The 23768-nt window shown below is 74.0% G+C and carries 22 protein-coding genes; 13 read left to right on the forward strand and 9 right to left on the reverse strand.

Translation table 11 applies throughout. The features are described 5' to 3' along the window. Positions 1-85 precede the first annotated feature (85 nt). A complete protein-coding gene (locus MTO91_RS25405; protein WP_476653027.1) occupies positions 86-760 on the forward strand; it encodes a VC0807 family protein in 675 nt (224 codons plus the stop codon). A gap of 81 nt (positions 761-841) precedes the next feature. Here MTO91_RS25405 and MTO91_RS25410 read toward each other — a convergent pair whose 3' ends face one another. From MTO91_RS25410 to MTO91_RS25425, 4 genes are all read right to left on the reverse strand, one after another. Continuing rightward, positions 842-2002: a pyridoxal phosphate-dependent aminotransferase gene (locus tag MTO91_RS25410; protein ID WP_476653029.1), complete on the reverse strand. Its 1161-nt coding sequence runs from the start codon at positions 2000-2002 to the stop codon at positions 842-844. Positions 2003-2365: 363 nt separating this feature from the next. Continuing rightward, positions 2366-3262, reverse strand: coding sequence for a MaoC family dehydratase (locus MTO91_RS25415; protein ID WP_476653030.1), 897 nt, complete (start codon positions 3260-3262; stop codon positions 2366-2368). Next, positions 3262-4614 (reverse strand): 3-oxoacyl-ACP reductase, encoded by a 1353-nt coding sequence (locus MTO91_RS25420; protein WP_476653031.1) that lies wholly within the window; start codon positions 4612-4614, stop codon positions 3262-3264. The genes MTO91_RS25415 and MTO91_RS25420 overlap by 1 nt, the downstream gene beginning before the upstream one ends. Continuing rightward, a complete protein-coding gene (locus tag MTO91_RS25425; RefSeq protein WP_476653032.1) occupies positions 4611-5915 on the reverse strand; it encodes an acetyl-CoA C-acetyltransferase in 1305 nt (434 codons plus the stop codon). Before MTO91_RS25425 ends, MTO91_RS25420 begins: the two co-directional genes overlap by 4 nt. 136 nt (positions 5916-6051) lie before the next feature. On the opposite strand from MTO91_RS25425, the gene MTO91_RS25430 reads away from it, so the two are divergent. Together MTO91_RS25430 and MTO91_RS25435 are read left to right on the forward strand one after the other, a co-directional pair. Further along, positions 6052-6771 (forward strand): TetR family transcriptional regulator, encoded by a 720-nt coding sequence (locus tag MTO91_RS25430; RefSeq protein WP_224401212.1) that lies wholly within the window; start codon positions 6052-6054, stop codon positions 6769-6771. Then, complete coding sequence (locus MTO91_RS25435; RefSeq protein ID WP_476653034.1) at positions 6768-8753, forward strand: acyl-CoA dehydrogenase family protein; 1986 nt, start codon at positions 6768-6770, stop codon at positions 8751-8753. Before MTO91_RS25430 ends, MTO91_RS25435 begins: the two co-directional genes overlap by 4 nt. Before the next feature lie 77 nt (positions 8754-8830). On the opposite strand, the gene MTO91_RS25440 is transcribed toward MTO91_RS25435, so the two are convergent. Then, positions 8831-9016 (reverse strand): hypothetical protein, encoded by a 186-nt coding sequence (locus MTO91_RS25440; RefSeq protein ID WP_073576817.1) that lies wholly within the window; start codon positions 9014-9016, stop codon positions 8831-8833. Between the two features lie 199 nt (positions 9017-9215). Between MTO91_RS25440 and MTO91_RS25445 the strand changes: the two genes are divergently transcribed. From MTO91_RS25445 to MTO91_RS25465, 5 genes are all read left to right on the forward strand, one after another. After that, positions 9216-9686 (forward strand): RrF2 family transcriptional regulator, encoded by a 471-nt coding sequence (locus MTO91_RS25445; protein ID WP_073576818.1) that lies wholly within the window; start codon positions 9216-9218, stop codon positions 9684-9686. Between the two features lie 53 nt (positions 9687-9739). After that, a complete protein-coding gene (locus tag MTO91_RS25450) occupies positions 9740-10222 on the forward strand; it encodes a carboxymuconolactone decarboxylase family protein (protein ID WP_405421654.1) in 483 nt (160 codons plus the stop codon). A gap of 126 nt (positions 10223-10348) precedes the next feature. Further along, on the forward strand, positions 10349-12670 hold the full coding sequence (locus MTO91_RS25455; RefSeq protein ID WP_405421131.1) for an FdhF/YdeP family oxidoreductase: 2322 nt from the start codon (positions 10349-10351) through the stop codon (positions 12668-12670). A gap of 100 nt (positions 12671-12770) precedes the next feature. After that, complete coding sequence (locus MTO91_RS25460; protein ID WP_405421128.1) at positions 12771-14006, forward strand: multidrug effflux MFS transporter; 1236 nt, start codon at positions 12771-12773, stop codon at positions 14004-14006. A 49-nt stretch (positions 14007-14055) separates the two neighbouring features. Beyond that, positions 14056-15912: an ABC transporter ATP-binding protein gene (locus tag MTO91_RS25465; RefSeq protein WP_476653037.1), complete on the forward strand. Its 1857-nt coding sequence runs from the start codon at positions 14056-14058 to the stop codon at positions 15910-15912. Here the strand turns inward: MTO91_RS25465 and MTO91_RS25470 are convergent. Together MTO91_RS25470 and MTO91_RS25475 are read right to left on the reverse strand one after the other, a co-directional pair. After that, positions 15909-16436 (reverse strand): bifunctional nuclease family protein, encoded by a 528-nt coding sequence (locus MTO91_RS25470; RefSeq protein ID WP_224401208.1) that lies wholly within the window; start codon positions 16434-16436, stop codon positions 15909-15911. The two genes, MTO91_RS25465 and MTO91_RS25470, sit on opposite strands and share 4 nt — an antisense overlap. A gap of 68 nt (positions 16437-16504) precedes the next feature. Next, entirely contained in the window at positions 16505-17242 is a 738-nt protein-coding gene (locus MTO91_RS25475; RefSeq protein WP_062403896.1) for an SDR family oxidoreductase, read from the reverse strand. A 107-nt stretch (positions 17243-17349) separates the two neighbouring features. On the opposite strand from MTO91_RS25475, the gene MTO91_RS25480 reads away from it, so the two are divergent. Beyond that, positions 17350-18396 carry an FAD-dependent oxidoreductase gene (locus MTO91_RS25480; RefSeq protein ID WP_476653039.1) on the forward strand — a complete coding sequence of 349 codons (1047 nt, stop codon included), beginning with the start codon at positions 17350-17352 and terminating at the stop codon, positions 18394-18396. 1 nt (position 18397) lies between these two features. Then, the gene (sigJ, locus tag MTO91_RS25485; RefSeq protein WP_476653040.1) at positions 18398-19333 is read left to right on the forward strand and encodes an RNA polymerase sigma factor SigJ; all 936 of its coding nucleotides are present in this window, start codon (positions 18398-18400) and stop codon (positions 19331-19333) included. A 303-nt stretch (positions 19334-19636) separates the two neighbouring features. Here the strand turns inward: sigJ and MTO91_RS25490 are convergent, their stop codons facing one another. Then, the gene (locus MTO91_RS25490; protein ID WP_476653042.1) at positions 19637-20632 is read right to left on the reverse strand and encodes an AraC family transcriptional regulator; all 996 of its coding nucleotides are present in this window, start codon (positions 20630-20632) and stop codon (positions 19637-19639) included. 62 nt (positions 20633-20694) lie between these two features. Between MTO91_RS25490 and MTO91_RS25495 the strand changes: the two genes are divergently transcribed. From MTO91_RS25495 to MTO91_RS25505, 3 genes are all read left to right on the forward strand, one after another. Next, positions 20695-21630, forward strand: coding sequence for an NmrA family NAD(P)-binding protein (locus tag MTO91_RS25495; RefSeq protein WP_476653044.1), 936 nt, complete (start codon positions 20695-20697; stop codon positions 21628-21630). After that, positions 21627-22046: an anthrone oxygenase family protein gene (locus tag MTO91_RS25500; protein ID WP_346104610.1), complete on the forward strand. Its 420-nt coding sequence runs from the start codon at positions 21627-21629 to the stop codon at positions 22044-22046. Before MTO91_RS25495 ends, MTO91_RS25500 begins: the two co-directional genes overlap by 4 nt. 138 nt (positions 22047-22184) lie before the next feature. Continuing rightward, positions 22185-22463: a hypothetical protein gene (locus tag MTO91_RS25505; protein WP_062398562.1), complete on the forward strand. Its 279-nt coding sequence runs from the start codon at positions 22185-22187 to the stop codon at positions 22461-22463. A 66-nt stretch (positions 22464-22529) separates the two neighbouring features. On the opposite strand, the gene MTO91_RS25510 is transcribed toward MTO91_RS25505, so the two are convergent. Beyond that, positions 22530-23765: a peptide MFS transporter gene (locus tag MTO91_RS25510; RefSeq protein WP_476654968.1), complete on the reverse strand. Its 1236-nt coding sequence runs from the start codon at positions 23763-23765 to the stop codon at positions 22530-22532. Between the last annotated feature and the right edge of the window lie 3 nt (positions 23766-23768).

The raw sequence follows: 23768 nt of genomic DNA on the forward strand, positions 1-23768 counted from the left end.
CGGGGTCGGTCTCCGGGTGGATCCGGGAGGGGGTCCGCGCGCGGGACCGTCGTCGGGACCGATCCGCCGTACTCCGGAGGCACCGATGACCCCGACCACCACACCGACGGCCACCCCGTCGGCCACCGCCCCCGCGGGCCGCGGCGCCGTGCTGCGGCAGACCGTGGGCTCGCTGCTGGTGGACGCGGCGCTGCCCTACCTCGTCTACGTCGTGCTGACCGGGCAGGGCATGTCCGACGTCGTGGCGCTGGCCTGGTCCGCGCTGCCGCCCGCGCTGAACGTGCTGGTGCAGGCGGTGCGGCACCGCAGGCTCAACCCGGTCGGGATGATCGTGCTGGTCACCATCGCCGCCGGGCTGGCGACGTCGCTGCTCAGCGGCGACGCCCGCTTCGCCGTGGCCCGCGACGCGATCCAGAGCGTCGCGTTCGGGCTGCTGCTCGCCGGGTCGTTGGTGGTCGGGCGCCGACCGCTGGTGTTCCACGTGTGCCGGTTCTTCGGCAGTGCCCGGCGCCCCGACCTGCCGGAGCTGATGGAGCGCCAGTGGGCGGCCAACCCGGTGTTCCGGCGGACGCTGCGCCGCGCGACGGGCGTCGCGGCGCTGGTGATGGCGCTGGAGGCGGCGCTGCGGATCACCCTGGCCTACACGCTGGCCCCGGTGGTGGCGCTGCCGATCCTGTCGGTGCAGTCGATCGTGGTGTGGGGGGCGATGTCGGCGCTGCTGGTCGTCAGCGTCAAGCGGGCGGCGCGGGCGGGCCGGTGACCTCCAGCGGGTCTCGCAGCCGCTCCCGGTCGGCGCCGACGACGACCGGCACCCGGCTCGCGCCCGGGCCCGGCACCGCGGTCACGCCCACAGTCCCGCGAGCCGCGCGGCCGCCTTCTCCAGCACGTCGTCGCGCTTGCAGAACGCGAACCGCACGAACGGCCGGTACGCCCGCGCCGCCTCGGGCGACGGGCAGAACACCGACACCGGGACGGCGGCGACCCCGCACAGCCCGGGCAGCTTCCAGGCCAGGTCGACGCCGTCGTCGAACCCGAGGGGGCGCGGGTCGGCGACCACGAAGTACGTCCCGCGCGGGGTGAGCACGTCGAACCCGGCCGCCCGCAGCCCTGCTGACAGCAGGTCCCGCTTGCGGGCCAGGTCCGCGGTGAGGCCGGTGTAGAAGTCGTCGCCCAAGGCCAGCGCGTGCGCGACGGCGGGCTGCAGCGGGGCGCCGCCGTGGAAGGTGAGGAACTGCTTGACCGCCCGCGGCGCGGCGACGAGCTCCGGCGGGCCGTGCACCCAGCCGACCTTCCAGCCGGTCACCGAGAACGTCTTGCCCGCCGAGGAGATCGTGAGGGTGCGGTCGGCGAGTCCGGGCAGCGACGCCATCGGCACGTGCCGGGCGTCGTCGAAGACCATGTGCTCGTACACCTCGTCGGTGACGACGACGGCGTCGTGCGCGACGGCGAGCTCCCCGACCCGGGTCAGCTGGTCGCGGGTGAGCACGGCGCCGGTCGGGTTGTGCGGGGTGTTGACCAGCACCACCCGGGTGCGGTCGGAGAACGCGCCGGCCAGCGCGTCGTCGTCGAAGCCGAAGTCGGGCGGGAGCAGCGGCACGGTCCGCAGCGTGGCGCCGGCCAGCGCGACGGCGGCGGCGTAGGAGTCGTAGGCGGGCTCGAAGGCGACGACCTCGTCACCGGGGCCGCAGAGCCCGAGCAGGGTCGCGGCGATCGCCTCGGTCGCCCCCGTGGTGACGACGACGTCGGCCGGGTCGACGTCGAGGCCGTACCAGCGCTGCTGGTGCGCGGCGACGGCCTCGCGCAGCGCGGGTACACCCGGGCCGGGCGGGTACTGGTTCAGGCCGCGCTCGGTGATGTTGGCGGCGGCGTCGGCGAGCAGGGAGGCCGGACCGTCGGTGTCCGGGAAGCCCTGGCCGAGGTTGATCGCACCGGTCTCGACCGCGAGGCGGGAGATCTCGGTGAAGATCGTCGAGGTGAACGGGCGCATGCGCTCGACCAGCATGGGCCCGACACTATCCGGGTGGGCGGGTGGCGCAGCTCCTGATCGAGGGTCTGCGCGAACCCGTGCCGGTCCGCGGACGCCGGTGGGTTCCACCGCGCCGGGACGAGCTCCTCCGCCCGACCTAGTCGAGTCCGCGGACGATGTGGGACTCGTCGTCGTGCTGCTCGTCGGTCTCGATCGAGATGTCCTCGTTCATCGCATGGCCTCCTCACGGATGTCGGATGACGAATGATGGACACAGAGGAAGACGTCCGTCATCGGGAAAACGTTGCTGTACCGGCCTGTGGACCGATCCAGAATCACCCGACCGGGTGAGCAGACCTGCCCACCCGGTCGGGGTCGTTCCTCGTCCATGCGCCCGGTCTACCCGCCGATGCGGCCGACCAGGTGGAGCTTGTGCGCGTCCTCGGCGCTGCGCAGGGCCAATCCCCACGCCCCGCCTGCGGTCTGCTCGGTCACGAGCTCGACCTTCGCCGGGAGCAGCACCGGCTTGCGGAACACGACCTCGTAGGTGCAGGCGTCGGGGACCCGGCCCTCCAGCGCCGCGGCGGCGTGCGCCGCGGTCCACATGCCGTGCGCGATCGCCCGCGGGAAGCCCATCGCCTTCGCGGTGAGCGGATGCAGGTGGATCGGGTTCACGTCGCCGGAGACGGCCGCGTAGCGGCGCCCGATGTCGCCCGGGACCCGCCACAGCGCGTTCGCCGGACCGGTGGGCACCGGCGGCTCGGCGATGTCGGCCGTGCCGTCGCCGCCCACCGGGCCGTCCGGGGCCGTCGCCCCGCGGGCCAGGTAGGTGCTGCGGCCCTCCCAGACGGTCTCGCCGCCCGCGGAGACCTCGCCGATCAGATCCACCTGCGCGCCCTTGGGGTGGCGGGTGAACCGCTCGGCCCACACCCGGACGTCGAGCGTCTCGGTCGGGGCGATCGCCCGGTGCACGGTGATCCGGTTGGCGATGTGCACCAGTCCGGGCAGCGGCAGCGGGAACGACCGGCCGGCCATCAGCACGACCTGCAGCCCGAAGGTGAGCATGTGCGGGTAGGTCACCGGCAGGGCGTTGCCGACCCGGAACCCGCAGACCCGGGCGTAGTCGGCGAGGTGCCCCTGCTCGACGGTGACGCCGCGGCGGACCAGCTCGGTCGCGGGGAGCGACCGGCCGGAGCCGCCGGGCAGCGCCGCCCGGGCGGCCGCGGAGGCGTAGTACTGCCCCAGCGACGGCGGGCCGGGCAGCTCGGTGACCTTCCGGGCCTCGGCCACGGTCATCAGGCCCCCAGCATCGACTGGCCGCAGACCCGCACGACCTGCCCGTTGAGCCCGCCGGACTCGGCACGGCCGAACCAGCCGATGGCCTCGGCGACGTCGACCGGCAGCCCGCCCTGCTTGAGCGAGTTGATCCGGCGGCCGCCCTCGCGGGTGGCGACGGGCATCGTCGCGGTCATGTCGGTCTCGATGAACCCGGGCGCGACGGCGTTGATCGTCGCACCACGCTCGGCGAACCGCGGGGCGAGCGCGCGGACCATCCCGATCACACCGGCCTTCGAGGCGGCGTAGTTGGTCTGGCCGCGGTTGCCCGCGATGCCCGACTGGGACGACACGCAGACCACGCGGCCGGCCTCGTGCAGCGGGGAGCCCTTCGCCAGCAGCGCCTCGTTGATCGTCAGCTGGGCGCCCAGGTTGACCCCGAGCACCGAGTTCCACCGGTCCTCGGTCATGTTCGCGAGCAGCTTGTCGCGGGTGATGCCCGCGTTGTGCACCACGATGTCGACGCCGTCGTGCCGGTCGGCGAGGTGCGAGAGCAGCCGGTCCGCCGCGTCCGACGCGGTGATGTCCAGCTGCAGCGCGGTGCCGCCGGTGCGGTTCGCGGTGCGGGCCAGGCCCTCGCCGGCCGCCGGGATGTCGACGGCGACGATCGTCGCGCCGTCGCGGGCCAGGGTGTCGGCGATGGCCGCGCCGATGCCCCGTGCCGCCCCGGTGACCACCGCGATGCGCCCGGCGAGCGGCTGTTCCTCGGCGCGCGGGTCGTCGACCTCGGCCGGCTCCCGCGGGGTCCCGACCGGGGCGGCGACGTGCGCGACCTGGCCGTCGACGTAGGCGGAGCGGGCCGACAGGAAGAACCGGACCGACGAGTCGATCGCCGCGGGGGTCACGTCGGAGGTCACCACGAGCAGGTTCGCCGTCGCGCCGAACCGCAGCTCCTTGCCGATCGAGCGGACCAGGCCGTCGAGCGACTGGGCGACGGCGGCCGCCTCGGCCCCGGACGCCTCGGCGGGCTCGGCGCCGATCAGCAGCACCCGGCCCGAGGGCCCGAGCCGCTTCACCGCGGGGGTGAGGATCTGCTGGGCGGCAGCGAGGTCGGCCAGCGTCCGCGCCCCCGACAGGTCGATGACGACGCCGTGCAGCCGGTCCTCGCCGACCGCCGTGAGCGCGGGGACGCCCTGCTCCTCGACGAACGCGGTGACGGCCTCGGCGAAGCGCGACCCGCCGACCGACGCGACGAGCACCGGGCCGGCCAGCAGCGGGTCCCCGGGGCGGTGCCGGCGCAGCGTCGGCACCGTGGGCAGCCCCAGCTGCTTGGCGATGCCGGTGTTGGACAGGGTCGCGAGCAGGTCGCTCATGCCTTCTTCGCCTCCAGGATCGCGACGACGCCCTGGCCGCCCGCGGCGCAGATCGAGATCAGGCCGCGCTGGTCCTTCTTCTCCGTGTCGGCCTTCTCCCGCAGGAGCTTGGCCAGGGTGGCGACGATCCGCCCGCCGGTCGCGGCGAACGGGTGCCCCGCGGCGAGCGAGGAGCCCGCGACGTTGAGCTTCGCGTCGTCGACGGCGCCCAGCGGCGCGTCGAGGCCCAGGCGCTCCTTGCAGAAGCGCGGGTCCTCCCAGGCCTTGCGCTGCACGAGCACGACCGAGGCGAACGCCTCGTGGATCTCGTACAGGTCGAAGTCCTGCAGGGACAGACCGTTGCGCTCGAGCATCCGCGGGACGGCGAACACCGGCGCGGTGAGCAGCCCGTCCGGGCCGTGCACGTAGTCCACGGCCGAGGTCTCGGCGTCGACGACGTGGGCCAGCACCGGCAGCTTGTGCTCGGCGGCCCACTCGTCGGAGCCGAGCAGGACGAGCGCGGCGCCGTCGGTCAGCGGGGTCGAGTTGCCCGCCGTCATCGTGGCGTCCGGGCCCTTCCCGAAGACCGGCTTGAGCTTCGCGAGCTTCTCCACCGAGGAGTCCGCGCGCAGGTTGTTGTCGCGGGTCAGCTTCAGGTAGGGCGTGACGAGGTCGTCGAAGAAGCCGCGGTCGTAGGCGGCGGCCAGGTTGTGGTGGCTGCGCGCGGTCAGCTCGTCCTGCTCGGTGCGGCCGATGCCCCACTCCAGCGCGGTGCGCGCCGCGTGCTCGCCCATCGACAGGCCGGTGCGCGGCTCGGAGTTCTCCGGGATGTCCGGGACGATCTGGCCGGGGCGCAGCTGCCCGACGAGCTTCAGCCGGTCCACCGTCGTCCGCGCGGCGTTGAGCTTCACCAGCACGCGGCGCAGGTCGTCGTTCAGCGCGATCGGCGCGTCCGACGCGGTGTCGACACCACCGGCCACGCCGGACTCGATCTGGCCGAGCGCGATCTTGTTGGCGACGGCGATCGTCGCTTCCAGGCCGGTGCCGCAGGCCTGCTGCACGTCGTAGGCCGCGGTGGCGGGGTTCAGCCGGGAGCCGAGGACCGCCTCGCGGGTCAGGTTGAAGTCGCGGGAGTGCTTGAGCACGGCGCCGGCCACGACCTCACCCAGGCGCTCGCCGGCCAGCCCGAAGCGGGCCACCAGACCGTCGAGCGTCGTGGTGAGCATGTCGAGGTTCGAGGCGGAGGCGTAGGCACCGTTGGCCCGCGCGAACGGGATGCGGTTGCCGCCGATGACGGCGGCGCGCCGGGTGCTGGCTGGCATGGGGGTCGTCCCTCCTGGATCGGGTCCCGCCCCACCCGATCGGGTCGCCGCGCTGCACGCGGCTCCGGGCGGGCGGAGCATCAGCTCGTGGTTCGTCGTTACCACGGGGTAGCCGGTACTCAAGGTACACGGTACTATGGGTTTCGTGAAGGCCGGACGGGACAGACGCGACAGCCGATGGGACGCCCACCGCGAGCAGCGGCGGGCGGCGCTCGTCGGGTCCGCGATCGGGGCCATCCGCCGGCACGGCGCCGGCATCGGGATGGACGAGATCGCCGCGTCCGCCGGAACCAGCAAGACCGTGATCTACCGGCACTTCGGCGACCGGGCCGGCCTCTACACCGCGATCTGCGAGTCGGTGGCCGGCGTCCTGCTGGCCGAGGTCCGGCGAGCCACCGCCGAGGCCCTGTCCGACGCGGGCCGCGGGCCGCGGGCGGCCGTCGCGGCCGGGATCGACGCCTACCTCAGGCTGATCGAGATCGACCCGGAGCTGTACCGGTTCGTGGTACAGCGACCGCTGCTCACCCAGGGCACCACCCGGCGCGCCCCCACCGCCGACACCGGCCGCACCGAGACGAGCGACCCGGTCAACGACCTCGTGACCGTGATCGGCGACGAGGTGGCCGTGGTCATCGCCGGCAACCTCGGCACCGCGACGGGGACCGGCACCGACCCGCGGGCCGCCGCCCGCATCTGGGGCCACGCGATCGTCGGCCTCGTCCGGGGGGCGGCCGACGACTGGCTCGCCCGCCCCGACGGCACCCCCCGTGAGCGGATCGCCGCCCATCTCACCGACCTGGCCTGGTCCGGACTGTCCGGCCTGGCATCGCACGTGCAGCAGGAGGTTCAGTCATGACCCGCAGCACCCTTCCGAGCCCCGACGCCGTCCCCGCCGAGGCGCTCCGCACCGTCGTCGACGGGCGCTGGGCCCGGGCCCGGCAGGAGACCCGCGAACAGCTGGCGGCCAACGCCGAGATGCGCGCGGACCCCGACCTGAGCTCGGCGCAGTACCGCGAGTGGATCACCGACTCGCTGAAGTTCCTGACCTCCTCGGGCCGCCCGCACACCGGGTTCGACCCGTCGGTCGGCGGCCAGGGCGACGTCGGCGGGGTCGTCGCCGCGTTCGCGATGCTGGCCTACGGAGACCTGTCGCTGCTGGTCAAGGCCGGCGTGCAGTGGGGCCTGTTCGGCGGCGCGGTCCAGGTACTCGGCACCGAGCGGCACCACGAGCAGTACCTCCGCAAGATCATCGACGGCGAGCTGCTCGGCTGCTTCGCGATGACCGAGACCGGGCACGGCTCCGACGTGCAGCACCTGCACACCACGGCGACCTACGACCGGGAGGCGGGCGAGTTCGTCGTCCACACCCCGTACCCGCAGGCCCGCAAGGAGTACATCGGCAACGCCGCGCGGGACGGCCGGATGGCGGTCGTGTTCGCCCAGCTGATCACCGGCGACGAGAAGCCCGGCGTGCACGCCTTCCTCGTGCCGCTGCGCGACAGCGACGGCAGGGCCCTGCCCGGCGTGCAGATCGGCGACGACGGCCGCAAGGCCGGCCTCAACGGTGTCGACAACGGACGGCTGGCCTTCGACCACGTCCGCATCCCGCGCGAGAACCTCCTCAACCGCTTCGCCGACGTCGCCCCGGACGGGACGTACTCGTCGTCGATCGAGAACGAGACGGCGCGGTTCTTCTCCATGCTCGGCACGCTGGTCCGCGGCCGCATCTCGGTGGCGGGCGGTGCCGGCGCGGCGACCGAGAAGGCGCTCACCCTGGCCGTGCGCTTCGGCGAGCGCCGTCGCCAGTTCGCCAACCCGGCGACCGGCGAGGAGATCGCGGTCCTCGACTACCTCGCCCACCAGCAGAAGCTGCTGCCCGCGCTGGCGACGACGTTCGCCCTGCACTTCACCCAGGACGACCTGGTCCAGCGGATGCACGACATCCAGGCCCCGGGCGCCGGACCGGTCGGCGCACGCGAGCAGCGCACGCTGGAGCAGTCCGCCGCCGGGATCAAGGCGATCGCGACCTGGCACGCCACGCACACCATCCAGACCTGCCGGGAGGCCTGCGGCGGCGCGGGCTACCTGGAGGAGAACCTGCTGCCCGCGCTCAAGGCCGACACCGACGTGTTCACCACGTTCGAGGGCGACAACACGGTCCTGCTGCAGCTGCTGGCCAAGGAGCTGCTGTCGGACTACGGCCGCACGATCAAGAAGGGCAACCCGCTCGAGATCGCGCCGCTGCTCGGCCGTCAGCTCGCCGGGGTGCTGGCCGAGCGGACCGGGGCCGCGTCGCTGACCCGGCGGCTCCCGTTCCGCGGGATCGACCTGACCGACCGCACGCGCCGCCGGGAGCTGCTGGCCGTCCGTCGCGAGGACACCCTGGCCGCGGCGATCCGCAACCTGGCTCCGGCCATGCGCACGGGCAACGACGAGTTCGCCGTCTTCAACTCCGCCCAGGACCTGCTGCTCACCGCGGCCCGCGCGCACGTGGACACGCTGGTGGAGGCGTCGTTCGCGGACAAGCTCGTGACCGTCGACGACCCCGCGGTGCGCGCGCTGCTGGAGCGGGTCTACGACCTGCACGTGCTCACCGTGATCGACCGCGAGCGGGCCTGGTACCTGGAGACCGGCCGGCTCACCGCCGCCGAGTCCCGCTCGATCCGGCCGCTGGTCAACGGGCTGTGCGCCGAGCTGCGTCCGCACGCCCGGACCCTGGTCGACGGCTTCGGTGTCCCGGACGAGTGGCTGGCCTGCCCGATGCTCGACGACGAGGCGTGGGCCCCGGCCCCCGGCCGTCCGGCCGAGCCGCTCACCGACCAGGTCGAGACGGGCTGACCCGGACCACACGTCCCGGCCACGACGGACGGCCGGCCCCGGAGATCCGGGGCCGGCCGTCCGTCGTCGGGCGTGGGTCAGGCCTCGAAGCCCAGGGCGTCGACGACCGCACCGATGGTCGACGACAGGTCGGCGACGGTGCCGTCGACGACCTCGGCGATCGGGGTGATCTCGGCGGCGTTGGCGGTACCGGTGAGACCCAGCATCACCAGCGGGGCGGCCACGGCCGCGGTGGCCAGACCGGCGATACGACGCTTGTCCATGGTGGTTCCTTCCTTCGGGGGAGCTTCCGTACGCCCCGAGGGTGGGAGACCGGAGCCTCCGATTTCCAGGTTCCGGCGGTACCTGTAACCGACCGCTTACATCGATACGTGTGCCGTCATCTGTCGGACACAACGACGGAGACGGTGATCACCAGTAAAACCTGGACAACAAATATCCTGGATATGTAGTGTCCAGATCATGCGGATGGGACAGGGCGTCGAGTGGGCGCTGCACTGCTGCCTGAACCTGGCCTGGGTCGGCGACGCCGTCCCCGGCGCCCGGCTCGCCGGGTTCTACGACCTCCCGCCCGCGTACCTCAACAAGCAGCTCCAGGCCTTGGTACGGGCCGGGGTGTGCGAGTCCGTGCCCGGCCCACGGGGCGGGTTCCGGCTCGCCCGGCCCGCGGACGAGGTGTCCCTGCTCGACGTCGTCGTCGCGGTCGAGGGACCGGAGGACGCGTTCCGCTGCACCTCGATCCTCGGCGCGGCGCCGGGCGGGGACCCGTCGCTCGACTACTCCGGCCACTGCGCGATCTCGCTGTCCATGCGCTCGGCCGAGCTCGCCTGGCGCCGCGAACTGGCCGGCCGCTCGCTCGCCGAGGTCGCCGCGGACGTCGTCCGCACCGCCCCGGACGCGCCGCAGCACGTCCGGGCCGCGCTCGCACCGTGATCGCACCACCCACGACACCGTCCACGAACGCCACCGACCCGAAGGGGACCGTCATGGAACCGCGCATCTCCCGGCCCTACCGCCACGTCCCGGACGGCTACCGCGCGCTGCTCGCGCTGGAGGCCTCCACCCGCGACGACGCCGTCCTCCCCCGCGCCGTGCAGGAGCTCGTACGACTGCGCGCCTCGCAGGTCAACGGCTGCGGGTTCTGCGTGGACATGCACTCCCACGACGCGCTGGAGGCCGGGGAGAGCATCGAGCGCCTGCTCGCCGTGTCCGCCTGGCGGGAGGCCCCGTGGTTCACCCGCTCCGAGCGCGCCGCGCTCGCGTTGACCGAGGAGCTCACTCGGCTCGCCGACCGGACCGACGCGGTGCCGGACCCGGTGTGGGACGAGGCCGCCGCCGTCTTCGACGAGAAGGCGCTGATGCAGCTCGTCCTCACCGTCGCGACCATCAACGCCTGGAACCGGGTCAGCGTCGCCACCCGGCAGGTCGCGGGGAGCCACCGGCGCGCCGCGGCCGCGGGACGTCCGTGACCTTCCCCGCGCATCCGCGGACCGGCTGGGCACGGCGTCCCACGCTGGGGCAACATCGTTTCCGTGCCCCGCCCGCGTGGGTAATCCGCCCCGTTCCGCCGTCGTCGTGTTCCAGATGAGGTGCCCGTGTCCCCCACCCCGGTCAACAGCGCCCCGATCCACCCCCCGGTCGACACCGAGGAGTCCGATCTGCGCGTCTCGGAGCGGAAGACCTCCGCCGCCGGGGCGAAGGCTGTTGCGATCTCCATGAAGCGCTCCCTCGCCGAACAGGGCGTGGTGAAGACCGCCAAGAACCTGCTCACGATGAACCAGGTCGACGGCTTCGACTGCATGAGCTGTGCCTGGCCGGACCCGGCCCCGGGCGAGCGGCACACCGCCGAGTTCTGCGAGAACGGCGCGAAGGCCGTGTCCTGGGAGGGCGACCGCCGCCGGGTCACCCCGGAGTTCTTCGCCGAGCACTCCATCGCCGACCTGCGTGACCGCAGCGCGCACTGGCTGGAGAGCCAGGGCAGGCTGACCCACCCGATGGTTCGCCGGGCCGGCGGCACGCACTACGAGCCCATCTCGTGGGACGACGCGTTCGACCTGGTCGGGACCCACCTGCGCGCCCTGTCGAGCCCGGACGAGGCGCTGTTCTACACCTCCGGCCGGGCCTCGAACGAGGCCGCGTTCGTCTACCAGCTGTTCGCCCGCGCCTACGGCACGAACAACCTGCCCGACTGCTCCAACATGTGCCACGAGTCGACCTCGGTCGGCCTGGCCGAGGCGATCGGCGTCGGCAAGGGGTCGGTCTCGCTGCAGGACCTGCACGACGCCGACCTGATCGTCATCTCCGGACAGAACCCGGGCACCAACCACCCGCGCATGCTGTCGGCGCTGGAGACGGCCAAGAAGAACGGCGCGCGGATCCTCGCGGTCAACCCGCTGCCCGAGGCCGGGCTGTTCAAGTTCGACAACCCGCAGACCCCGCGCGGCATGTCCGGCATCGGCACCCACCTGGCCGACGAGTTCCTGCAGATCCGCTCGGGCGGCGACCTCGCGCTGTGGCAGGCGTTCGGGCACCTGCTGCTCGCCGCCGAGGACCGCAACCCGGGCAGCGTGCTGGACCGCGACTTCATCGAGCGGCACACGAACGGCTTCGAGGCCTACGCCGCGCACGTGAAGGACCTGGACCGCGACGCCGTCGTCGCCGCGACCGGGCTCACCTGGGGCGAGATCGAGAAGGCCGCGGAGATGCTCGCGACCTCGAAGCGGATCGTGAACTGCTGGGCGATGGGCATCACCCAGCACCGCAACGCCGTCGCCACCATCAAGGAGATGGTGAACGTCGCCCTGCTCCAGGGCATGATCGGCAAGCCGGGCGCGGGCCTGTGCCCGGTCCGTGGCCACTCGAACGTGCAGGGCGACCGCACGATGGGCATCTGGGAGCGGGTCGCGGACAGCTTCCTCGACGCGATCCGCGACGAGTTCGGCTTCGAGCCGCCCCGCGAGCACGGCCACGACTCGGTCGCGGCCGTGCAGGCGATGGCCGACGGGCGGGCGAGCGTGTTCGTCGGCCTGGGCGGCAACTTCTCCCAGGCGATGTCGGACACCGGCGTCACCGAGCCGGCGCTGGAGCGCTGCGCGCTGACCGTGCAGATCTCGACCAAGCTGAACCGGTCGCACGTCGTCGCCGGGACCGACGCGCTGATCCTGCCCGCGCTGGGCCGCACCGAGAAGGACCTGACCGGCGGCCGGGCGCAGCGGGTCACCGTCGAGGACTCGATGTCGGCGGTGCACGCCTCGCACGGCCGCTCCGAGCCGGCCGGTGAGCTGCTGCGTTCCGAGGTCGACATCCTGTGCGGGATCGCGCGGGCCACCCTCGGCGCGGACCACCTCGTCCCGTGGGCCGAGTTCGCGGCCGACTACGACCGCATCCGCGACCGGATCGGCCGGGTCGTCCCGGGCTGTGAGGCCTACACCGAGAAGGTCGCCCGCTCCGGCGGGTTCACCCTCGCCCACCCGCCGCGGGACAGCCGCACCTTCCCGACGGCGTCGGGCAAGGCGGAGTTCACCGTCAGCCCGCTGGAGGTGCTGACGCTCCCCGAGGGGCGCCTGGTCCTGCAGAGCCTGCGCAGCCACGACCAGTTCAACACCACGATCTACGGCCTGGACGACCGCTACCGCGGCATCCACTCCGGCCGCCGGGTCGTGTTCATCTCCGACGCCGACCTGCGTGAGCTGGGCTTCGCCGACGGCGACCGGGTGAATCTGGTCAGCGAGTGGACCGACGGCAGCGAGCGGCGCGCGGACGACTTCCGGCTGGTGTCGTACTCGACGCCGAAGGGCTGCATCGCCGCGTACTACCCGGAGACGAACCCGCTGATCCCGCTCGAGTCGTACGCGGACGGCTCGCGCTGCCCGACCTCGAAGTGGGTGCAGGTCCGGCTGGAGCCCGCCACCCGGTGACCGACGTGTGAGCGTGCTCACCCGTCCGGTGATGTCCGGGCGGAATCGGCGTCACCCCTCGTGAGGTTGCACCGTTCGGCCACACGAGGGGGACGTCCGAGTGACCACCACTGCAGTCACCGCGCCGAGCCGGCTACGGATCGCGCTGATCCTGGGCGCGCTGATCGCGCTCGGTCCACTGACGATCGACACCTACCTGCCCGCGCTGCCGGACGTCGGGCGCGACCTCGTCGCGTCCGAGCCGGTCGTGCAGCTGACGCTGACCGGCACACTCGCCGGTCTCGCGCTCGGCCAGCTGGTGATCGGCCCGCTGTCCGACGCCTACGGCCGTCGCAGGCTCCTGCTCGCCGGCACCGCCGTGCACGTGCTGGCCTCCGCGCTGGTCGCGGTCGCCCCGAGCATCGAGGTGCTGGCGGTGCTGCGGGCGCTGCAGGGCGTCGGCGCCTCGGCGGGCGCGGTGATCGGCCTCGCCGTGGTGCGCGACCTGTTCACCGGCCGGGCCGCGGCGACCATGCTCTCGCGGCTGATCCTGGTGATGGGCGCCTTCCCGGTGCTCGCCCCGACCCTCGGCGCCGCCCTGCTCAACTGGGTCTCCTGGCGCGGGGTCTTCCTGTTCCTGGCCGGCTACGGCCTGGTCATGCTGGCCGTGGTCACCTCGGGGCTGCCCGAGACCCTCCCCGTCTCCCGACGCCGGTCGGCCCGGTTCGGCCCCACCCTGCGGACCTATGGCGGGCTGCTGCGCGACCGGACCTTCGTCGGGCTGGTGCTCGTCGCCGGGCTCGCGATGGGCGCGCTGTTCAGCTACGTCTCCGGCGCCGCGTACGTCTACCAGCAGCAGTTCGGGATGGACCAGCAGACGTTCGGCATCGCCTTCGGCGCCGGCGCGATCTGGCTGGTCGTCGGCACCCAGCTCAACCCGGTGGTGCTGCGCCGCTTCGAGCCCCGCCAGGTGATGTCGACCGCCGTCGCCGCCGGGGTGCTCGTCGGGCTCGTGCTGGCCGTGCTCACCGCAACCGGCACCGGCGGCCTGCCCGCCGTGCTCGCCGGGGTGTGGGCACTGCTGCTGGCCTGTGGCTTCGTCCTGCCGAACGCGCCCGCGCTGGCCCTGGCCCGGCACGGCGAGTCCGCCGGGACGGCGTCGGCGCTGCTGGGGTCGCTGCAGTTCGGGATCGGCGCCGCGACCTCGCCCGTGGTCGGACTGCTCGGCAACGACGCGGCCGCGATGGGCACCGCCATGTTCGGCGCGATCGCGCTCGCCGGGATCGCGCTGGTCGCCGTCGCACGGCCGTGGACGCTGCCGGACCTGAACGAGGAGCCCGAGCTCGCGGCCGCGTGAGGGCTCGCGTTTGACCTGAAGTCAGCTTCACGTCATAGCGTCGCTCACCATGGACGCGAGCACCTGGACGGCACTGCGCAACGCGAGCACCGAGCCCGGCAGGCGCACCCGCCCGGCCGGGGAGACGGCCCACCGGATCCTGGACTTCGCCCGGCCGCACCGGCGGCGGATCGCGGCGTTCCTCGCCGTGAGCACCGTCGCCGCGGTGCTGACGGTGGCGGTGCCGCTGCTGGCCGGGCGGGCCACCGACGCGGTGACCCGCGGCGAGCGGCTCTCGGTGCTCGCGCTGCTGGCCGGGCTGATGGCCGCCGTCGCGCTGGTCGAGGCGGCGCTGTCGATGCTGACCCGCTGGTACTCGGCGAACCTCGGCGAGAGCCTGATCCACCAGCTCCGGACCACCGTGTTCGACCACGTGCAGCGGATGCCGGTCGCGTTCTTCACCCGCACCCGCACCGGCGCCCTGGTGTCGCGGCTGAACTCCGACGTGCTCGGGGCGCAGCGGGCGTTCTCCGACACCCTCGCCGGAGTGGTGTCCAACGTCGTCGTACTGGTGCTGACCCTCGCCGCGATGCTGGTGATCTCCTGGCCGGTGACCCTGCTGGTGACGCTGCTGCTGCCGGCGTTCCTGGTCCCGGCCCGGCTGATGGGGCGGCGGCTCGCCGCACTGGAGCGGGCGGCCGCGGACCACAACGCGGCGATGAGCACCCGGATGACCGAACGGTTCTCCGCGCCCGGCGCCACCCTGATCACGCTGTTCGGCCGCCCGGAGCGCGAGTCCGCGGAGTTCGCCGAGCGGGCCGACCGGGTCCGCGCGATCGGGGTGCGATCGGCGATGCTGCAGTGGACGTTCGTGACGGCGCTGACGCTCGCGTCGTCGCTGGCCGTCGCCGTCGTCTACGGGGTCGGGGGCGGGTTCGCGCTGGCCGGGGCGCTGTCGGCGGGGAACGTCGTGGCGCTCGCGCTGCTGCTGACCCGGCTCTACCAGCCGCTGACCGCGCTGGCCGGCGCCCGGATGGAGATCATGACGGTGCTGGTCAGCTTCGAGCGGGTGCTCGAGGTCCTCGACCTGGAGCCGATGATCGCCGACGCCCCGGGGGCGCGCCCGGTGCCCGACGGGCCGGTCGGCGTCGAGTTCGACCGGGTGTCGTTCGCCTACCCGACCGCCGAGCAGGTGTCGCTGGCGTCGCTGGAGGAGGTGGCGACGCTCGACACCCGCGGCGGGGAGCAGGTGCTGCACGAGGTGTCGTTCAGCGCCCCGCCCGGCGCCGTGGTGGCGGTCGTCGGGTCGTCGGGGGCCGGGAAGTCCACGGTCGCCCAGCTGCTCGCCCGGCTCTACGACGTCGGCGACGGCGCGGTCCGGATCGGCGGGGTGGACGTGCGCGAGCTGACGACCGCCTCGGTGCACCGCGCGGTCGGGTTCGTGACCCAGGACGGGCACCTGCTGCACGACACGGTGGCGGCGAATCTGCGGATCGGGGCACCGGAGGCCACGGACGCCGAGCTGTGGGCGGCGCTGCGCCGGGCCCGGCTCGACGGCCTGGTGGCGGCCCTGCCGGACGGGCTCGCGACCGTCGTCGGGGAGCGGGGGTATCGGCTGTCCGGCGGGGAGCGCCAGCGGATGACGATCGCGCGGGTGCTGCTGGCCCGGCCGCGGATCGTGGTGCTGGACGAGGCCACGGCCAGCCTGGACACCACCTCGGAGGCCGCGGTGCAGGCGGCGCTGGCCGAGGCGCTGGACGGGCGGACCGCACTCGTCATCGCACACCGGCTGTCCACCGTCCGCCACGCCGACGAGATCCTCGTGCTCGAACAGGGCCGGATCGTCGAGCGCGGGGACCACGCCGGGCTGCTGGCCCGGGGCGGGCGCTACGCCGAGCTGTGGGCCGGGGCCCCGGCCGCGGCCTAGCGGAAGTCCTCCGGCGACACCTCGTCGATGAACTCGCGGAACTCCTGCATCTGCTGCTCCGGCGGGACGTCCGCCGGGCCGGCGGTGGCCGCGCGGGCCTGCGCGGCGGCGCCGGTGGTGTCGTCGCCGTCGGGGGGCAGGACGTCGTCGACGGCCTGGCCGACCTCGTCGAGCACGTGCTCGGCCATCCCGATCGGCAGCCCCTCCCGGACGGCCAGCGACAACGCGTCCGACGGGCGCACGGCCAGCCGGGTGCCGCCGTCGAAGACCAGCTCGGCGGTGTAGACACCGTCGACGAGGTCGGAGATCTCGACCTGCTCCAGGGTCCGGCCCAGCGCCTCCACCACCGGGAGCAGCACGTCCTGGGTGAGCGGGGTGCCCTCGTCGTCGCGCGGGCCCACGGCGATGACCTCGGCCTGCGGCGGCCGCAGGAACACCGGCACGCAGCGGTCGCCGTCGGCCTCGCCGAGCAGCAGCACCGGCTGGCGTGACCGGGCATGCACGATCAGGCGAAGGACGTGCATCCTCCGAGTCATCCGCACAGTGTCCCCCGCGACGGCAGGTGACGGAAGTCTCAGAAAGAGACGCCCCCTCAGCCCCGGGCGAGCCAGGGCATCGTCGTCGCCGCGACGGTCAGGAACTGCACGTTCGCCTCCGGCGGCAGCCCGGCCATGTAGACGACGGCGTCGGCGACGTGCCGGACGTCGAAGGTGGCCTCCGGGCGCACCGACCCGTCGGCCTGCCTCGCGCCGGTCGCGATGCCCGCGGTCATCTCGGTGGCGGCGTTGCCGATGTCGATCTGGCCGCAGGCGATGCCGAACCCGCGGCCGTCGAGCGAGAGCGACTTGGTCAGCCCGGTGATCGCGTGCTTGGTGGCGGTGTAGGGCGCGCTGCCCGGCCGGGGGACGTGCGCGGAGATCGACCCGTTGTTGATGATCCGCCCGCCCTGCGGGTCCTGGTGGCGCATCGCCGCGAACGCGGCGCGGGCGCAGAGGAACGAGCCGGTGAGGTTGACCGCGACGGCCGCGTTCCAGTCCTCGACGGAGATCTCGTCGACGGTGCCGCCCGCGCCGAACGTGCCGGCGTTGTTGACCAGCAGGTCGACCCGGCCCCAGCGCTCGTGCACCGCGGCGAACAGGGCGTCGACCGACCCGGGGTCGGTGACGTCGGTGGGGACGGTGAGCGTCCCGTCGCGTCCCGCCGCGGCCCCGGTCAGGGGCTCGCGCCGGCGCCCGGCCAGTGCGACCCGCCAGCCGGCGTCGAGCAGGCCGCGGGTCACCGCCTCGCCGATGCCCGACCCGGCCCCGGTCACCACCGCCACACCGCTCATGGGCCCACCCTGCCACGCGCCGTCCATGACCCCGGACACAGATCGTCACGCGGCTGGCCCCGTTCGGTGTCGGTATCCCGACAGCGCACACACGGGAGGAGAGCGACATGGACGCGACGGTGCTGGTGGTCGGAGCGGGGTACGCGGGGGTCGCGGCGGCGAACCGGATCGCGGCGGGCGGGGCGGCGGTCACGGTCGTCGACCCGCGGGAGGAGTTCGTCGAGCGGGTGCGGCTGCACCGGCTCGCCGCGGGCACCGGGGCGGCGACGGTGCCGCTGCGCGAGGTCCTGCACCGGCGGGTCCGCACCCGCGCGGCGCGGGTCACCCGGATCGGGGACGGCACGGCGACCCTCGACGACGGCGACGTGCTGCGGTTCGATCGGCTCGTGTACGCGGTCGGCAGCGGGGCGGGGACGGCCCCGGACGGCGCGCTGCGGGTGGACACCCTGGAGAGCGCCCGCCGGGTGCACGACGCCACCGCGGCCCTGCCCGACGGGGCGGTCGTCGCCGTCGTCGGGGCGGGGCTGACCGGGCTGGAGACGGCCACCGAGCTCGCCGCCGCCCGGCCCGGCCTGCACGTGCGGCTGCTGTCGGCGGGCCCGGTCGCCGCGGAGCTGCCCGCCCGCAGCCGGGACCGGGTCCGTGCCCGGCTGGCGTCGCTGGGGGTGGAGGTCGGCGAGGGCGTCACGGTGACCGACCCGGCCGCGCTCGGCGCCGGCCTGGTCGTGTGGACCACGACGCCCGCGGTCCCGGGACTGGCCCGGGACTCCGGCCTGCCCGTCGACGACGACGGCCGCCTGCGCACCGACGCCACGCTCACCTGCACCGGCGACGCCAGGATCGTCGGCGCGGGCGACGCCGTCGCCGCCCCGCCGGAGGTCGGGCTGGTCCGCGCGAGCTCCCAGGCCGCCCTCCCGCTCGGGGTCGCCGCGGCGCGCACCGTGCTCGCGGGCCTGCGCGGACGCCCCGCACCGGCGGCCTCGGTGTCCTACGCCGCGCAGTGCCTGGCGCTCGGGCCGGACGCCGCGCTGATCCAGCTCGTGGACCGCCACGACGTGCCCCGGCCGGTCGCGGTCGGCGGCGGCGCGGCGGCCGTGGTGAAGGAGCAGGTGTGCCGCTACGCGCTGCGCCGGGCCCGGGGGCGGGTGGCCTGAGGTGGACCCGCTCGCCGAGTTCGACCGCCACCGCGGCCTGCTGTTCGCCGTCGCCTACGAGATCCTCGGGAGCGTCGCCGATGCCGAGGACGTGCTGCAGGACAGCTGGCTGCGCTGGTCGGCCACGGCGCACGACGAGGTGGGGAACCCGCGGGCGTACCTGGCGCGGGTGGTGTCGCGGCAGGCGCTGAACCGGCTGCGCACCGTCGCCCGGGCCCGGGAGACCTACCCCGGACCGTGGCTGCCCGACCCGCTGCCGACCGGCGACGACGGCGCCGCCGACCGCGCCCTGCGCACCGACGACGTCACCGTCGCGATGCTGCTCGTACTGGAGACCCTCGCCCCGGAGGAGCGTGCGGTGTTCGTGCTGCGGGAGGCCTTCGACACCGGCTACGACGAGATCGCCGCCGCGACCGGGCGCCCGGTCGCCACGGTCCGGCAGATCGCGCACCGGGCGCGCGAGCACGTGCGGGCCCGCCGGCCGCGCTTCACCGTGCCCCCGGACCGGGCCCGGCGGGTGGCGGAGGCGTTCGTCGGGGCGGCGCTGGGCGGCGACGTCGCGGCGCTGACCGCGCTGCTGGCCCCCGAGGTCGTCTCGCTCGCCGACGGCGGCGGCGCGGTGTCGGCGGCCCGGCGCCCGATCCGCGGGGCGGGGAAGGTCGCCCGGTTCCTCGTCGGGCTGGCGGCTCGGCCGCTGCCGGGCGCGCTGACCGGCGCCGCGGAGTTCAACGGGCTCCCCGGCGGTGGTGGTGCGCGGGCCGGACGGCGTCGACAGCGTCGTGCTCATCGAGGTGTCCGAGGTGGACGGGGCCGACCTGGTCACCGCGGTCTACGCGGTGCGCAACCCGGAGAAGCTCGCCCACCTGTGAACACCCGGGCCCGGGGCGCCGGCCGGCGGCGCCTCGGGCTCTCTCCGGCCGTCTCGCGCGCACGCTAGAGAAGCGCAGACCACCCGAGCGAGCAGGCGCGCGTAGCACCCTCTAGCCCTGTCTCGGATCGTCCCGAGAGAAGCGCAGACGAGTACATCGATCGTCGATCCGGTTCTGTAACGCTTTCTCGCACGAGCACTAGACAGTGTTAGACGACGGCATCGACACACGGGCATGCCGTCGCATACCGCCGTCTAGAACGGTCGTGAGAGATCCGGATACGGGACGATCGACCTGATGCGCTACTCCTCTTCCGGTGGCGTCGTCGCAGCGTAGCAGCCCTGTGTCGAACGTGTGTGCGAGGGCCCGGATCAGCTCCGGAAGGCGGCGAGGGCATCGGCCGTGCCCGCGAGCCCGTGCCGGCGCACCCGTCCGGCGGGCTCCCCGACGACCCGCGAGAAGGCCCGTGCGAACGCCGCCTCGGACCGGTAACCGAACCGGTGGGCCGCCTGCGCCACCGTCCCACTCCCCCCTGACAGGAACTCGGCGGCGGCGTGCATCCGCCACCGGGTCACGTAGCCCATCGCGGACTCGCCGACGAGCTCGGTGAACCGGGCGGAGAACGCCGACCGCGACATGGCCGCCGTCGCGGCGAGCGCGGCGACGGTCCAGTCCCGCTCCGGCTCGCGGTGCACCGCGGCGAGCGCGCGGCCGATCCGGTCGTCGGCGAGCGCCCCGAGCCAGCCGGTACGGGTGGCCGCGTCGGCCTGCAGCCGGCCGCGCACCGCCTGCAGGACCAGTACGTCGGCCAGCCGGGTGATCACCGCGTCGCTGCCGGGGCCGCCGTGCTCGACCTCCGCGGCCAGCAGCCGCAGCGTGTCCTGCACCCGGTCCCCGATCGGTGACGGCTCGACCCGGACGAGGTCGGGCAGGCTCGCGACGAGGTCGCCCGCGGCGGGGTGGGAGAACCGGACCGCGCCGCACACCATCCGGGTCACCGGACCGTCGCCGCCGTGCCGGAGCAGGGCGTAGCGCCCGTCGAGCATCGGGTGCGGGATCGACCGGATGTCCGGGGCGGACGCACCGGGCGCACTGCGCAGCACGTGCCCGGTCCCCCGCGGCACGACGACGAGCTCGCCGGGGCGCAGCTCGCGGTCGGCCCCGTCCCGGCCGCCGGCGCCGTCGACGGCGAGCCGGCACCCGCCGGAGGTGACGACGTGGAACCAGAGGCAGCCCGGCGTCGGCGGCAGCGTCATCCCCCACGGCTCGCCGAGCTCGGAGCGGCAGTAGAAGAGGCCGTCCATCCGCAGCACGTGCAGCGCCTCCCCGAGCGGGTCGGCGGCCGGGAACGGCGGCGCGGTGGACACGGTGCACAGCATGACAGTCCGTCCACAGCTCATCCCCATCTGTGGACGGATGAGCATCAGTTGTGGATGTACGGCCCTTCTGCGTCCACTCGATGGCGGTGATCGTGGACGGACACCGACGAGAGGCGTTCGACATGATCACCGTGCTGGGTGCGACCGGGAACGTGGGATCGCAGGTCGTCCGGGAGCTGACCGCGGCCGGGGTGGGCGTCCGCGCCGTCGCGCGCCGCCCGGCCGTCGCCGCGCCGGGGGTGCGGCCGTGGCCCGGCGACCTGGGCGACCGGGCGTTCCTGCGCCGGGCGTTCGACGGCGCGGCCGCCGCGTTCGTACTGCTGCCGTTCGACGTCACCGGGCCCGACCACGCCGCCCACCAGGCCCGGCTCGGGGAGTCGGTCGTCGCCGCGCTGCGGGACGCGGCCGTGCCCCGGGTCGTCGCGCTGAGCTCGCTCGGGGCGGAGGTCCCGGGCGGCCCCGGTCTCGCCGCGACCGGGTACCTGGGCAGCCTGCACGACCAGGAGGCCCGGCTGGTGACGCTCGACGCGCACGTCACCCGGGTCCGGCCGGGCCTGTTCCTGGAGTCGTTCCTGTGGTCGGCCGACGCCATGCGGGCACACGGGGTGCATGCCGACTCGGTCGACCCGGACGTCGCGCTGCCGATGGTCGCCACCCGCGACGTCGGCCGGGCCGCCGCCGCGGCGCTGCTCGACCCGGACGCACCGGACGTCGTGGAGGTGCAGGGCGCGGCGGACCGGACGGTGCCCGACGTCGTCGCCGCGCTCGGGCCCGCGCTGGGCCTGCCGGACCTGGCCTACGTGCGTGTCCCGGACGGGGAGATGGAGGGGCTGCTGCGCGAGGCCGGACTGTCCGCCGACGGGGCGCGGCTGCACGTCGCGATGAACCGGGCGTTCAACGAGGGTCGGGTCCGGGCGCACGGCCCGCGGGGCGCCGCCGACGGCGTGCTGACCGTCGAGGAGTGGGCGGCGGGGGTGGCGGGATGACCGGCCTCCTCGACGGAGCCACTCTCACCGGGGCGGGCCTGCTCGGCGGGGTCTACCTGGCGTTCTCGGTCGCGGCGCTCCCCGCCCTGCGTCGTCGCCCCGCCGCGGAGGCGGTCGCGGTGATGCGCGGGGTGAACCGGGTGATCGTGAACCCGGTGTTCGGGACACTGTTCGCCGGCACCGCACTGCTCGCCGGCGCGGTGACGGTGGCCGGGGCGCTCGGCGGGCAGCCGCTGCGGATCGCGGGCGGGGTCGCGGTGCTGGCCGGCTTCGCCGTGACCGCCGCGGTGAACATCCCGCTCAACAACGCCCTGGAGCGCGACGGCGACTGGGCCGCGTTCGCTCCGCGGTGGAGCGTCGCGAACCACCTCCGGGGGGCGTTCTCGGCACTCGGCGTGGTCCTGCTGCTGCTCTGAGTCGAACGTGTGTGCGACATCTCGGGGACCCGCCTGGCGCCTGCCGGGGCGGGCGGGGCACGCTGGTCGCCGCGCCCGCTCCCCCGGGTGCGGACCGGCCGTCGCCCGCGACGGCTCCGCAGCGACGACCGGGGGAGCATGAACACCCACGAACGACGGCGGCTGGCCGCCCTGCGCACCGACCGCGAGACGGTGCTCGCCGCCGCGGCCGCGCTGCGGCACGAGGCCGTGCAGGCGCGCTACGCCGGGCTCAGCCGCCCCGAGATCGCGTTCGGGCTGGCCTCGGTGCTGGAGATGCTGGCGATGCGGATCGCCGACCAGCCCCCGGACGTCCGCGCGCACGTGGTGCGGATCGCCCGGGAGATGGCCGGCGACACGATGGACTCACCGACGATCCGGCGTACTCGTCGTCGGTGATCCACCGGAGTTGTCCACAGGTGTGTGCACAGCTGGGGACGGATCGAACCGGTGTTCGACCGGGGCCTAGCGGACGCCCTCCATCAGGACCTTCAGCTTCGGCACGAGCACGAGCACCACGATGCCGACGACGATCGCAGCGGCCCCGGTGATGCCGAAGTACGCGGCTTCGTTCTCCTCGCTGTAGAAATCGGCCAGGACTCCGGCGAGCACCGATCCCATCGAGACCGACAGGAAGAACAGGGCCACCATCTGGGTGCGGAACGCGGCCGGAGCCAGCTTCGTCGACAGCGATTGACCGACTGGAGAGGTGAAGAGCTCTCCGATGCAGAACACCAGCAGGATCCCGGCGACGGCCAGCATCGGGGTGCCGTTGGCCCCGGTACCGGCCAGTGGCACGAACAACAGGAAGCCGACACCGATGATGATCGTGCCGAGCGCCATCTTCGCCGGCGACGCCGGCTGACGCGGGCCGAGCTTGGTCCACACCGCGGCGAACACTCCGGCCAGCAGCACGACGAACAGTGGTTCGATCGCCTGGACGGAGCCGGCCGGGATCTCGAACAGACCGAATACCGAGCGGTTCAGTCGTTCGTCCGCGTAGATCGTCAGTACGGTGAAGATCTGCTGGAAGATCGCCCAGAAGACAGCGCTGGCGATCCACATCGGCAGGAAGGCCAGCACACGGCGGCGCTCGACCCGGTTCACCCTGGAGCTGGTCAGCATCACGGAGAAGTAGGCGATCGTGGCGACCGCGACGACCCCGGTGACGATGTAGTCCAGGCGACCCGCCGTGATCACCCCGGTGACCGTGAGGACCAGCAGCACGACGACGACGGCCGCGCCGATCAGCCCGGCGCGGGTCCGCTGCGAGGCCGGGAGCGGGTTGGGCGGGAGCTTGCCCTCCGCCGGAAGGCTCCGGCGGAAGAACGCGTACTGGGCCAGACCGATCGCCATGCCGAGCGCGGCGAGACCGAACCCGATATGGAAGCTCTCCGCCCGGGTCTGCACGACCGGGGTGAGGATCTGTCCGAGCAGAGCGCCGATGTTGACGCCCAGATAGAAGATCGAGAACCCGGCGTCGCGGCGGTCGTCACCCTCGCCGTAGAGCATCGCGACGATCGTCGACGCGTTCGCCTTGATCCCGCCGCTGCCGAGCGCGACGAGGACGAGACCACAGGCCAGCCCTGCTCCGCCCGGCAGGAGCGCCAGAGCGATGTGCCCGGCCATGACCGCCACCGCGCTGCCGAAGAGGACATGCTCCGGACCGAACAGCCGATCGCCGAGCCACGCGGCGAGGATCGT

This window comes from Pseudonocardia sp. 2-7 (assembly GCF_056341085.1).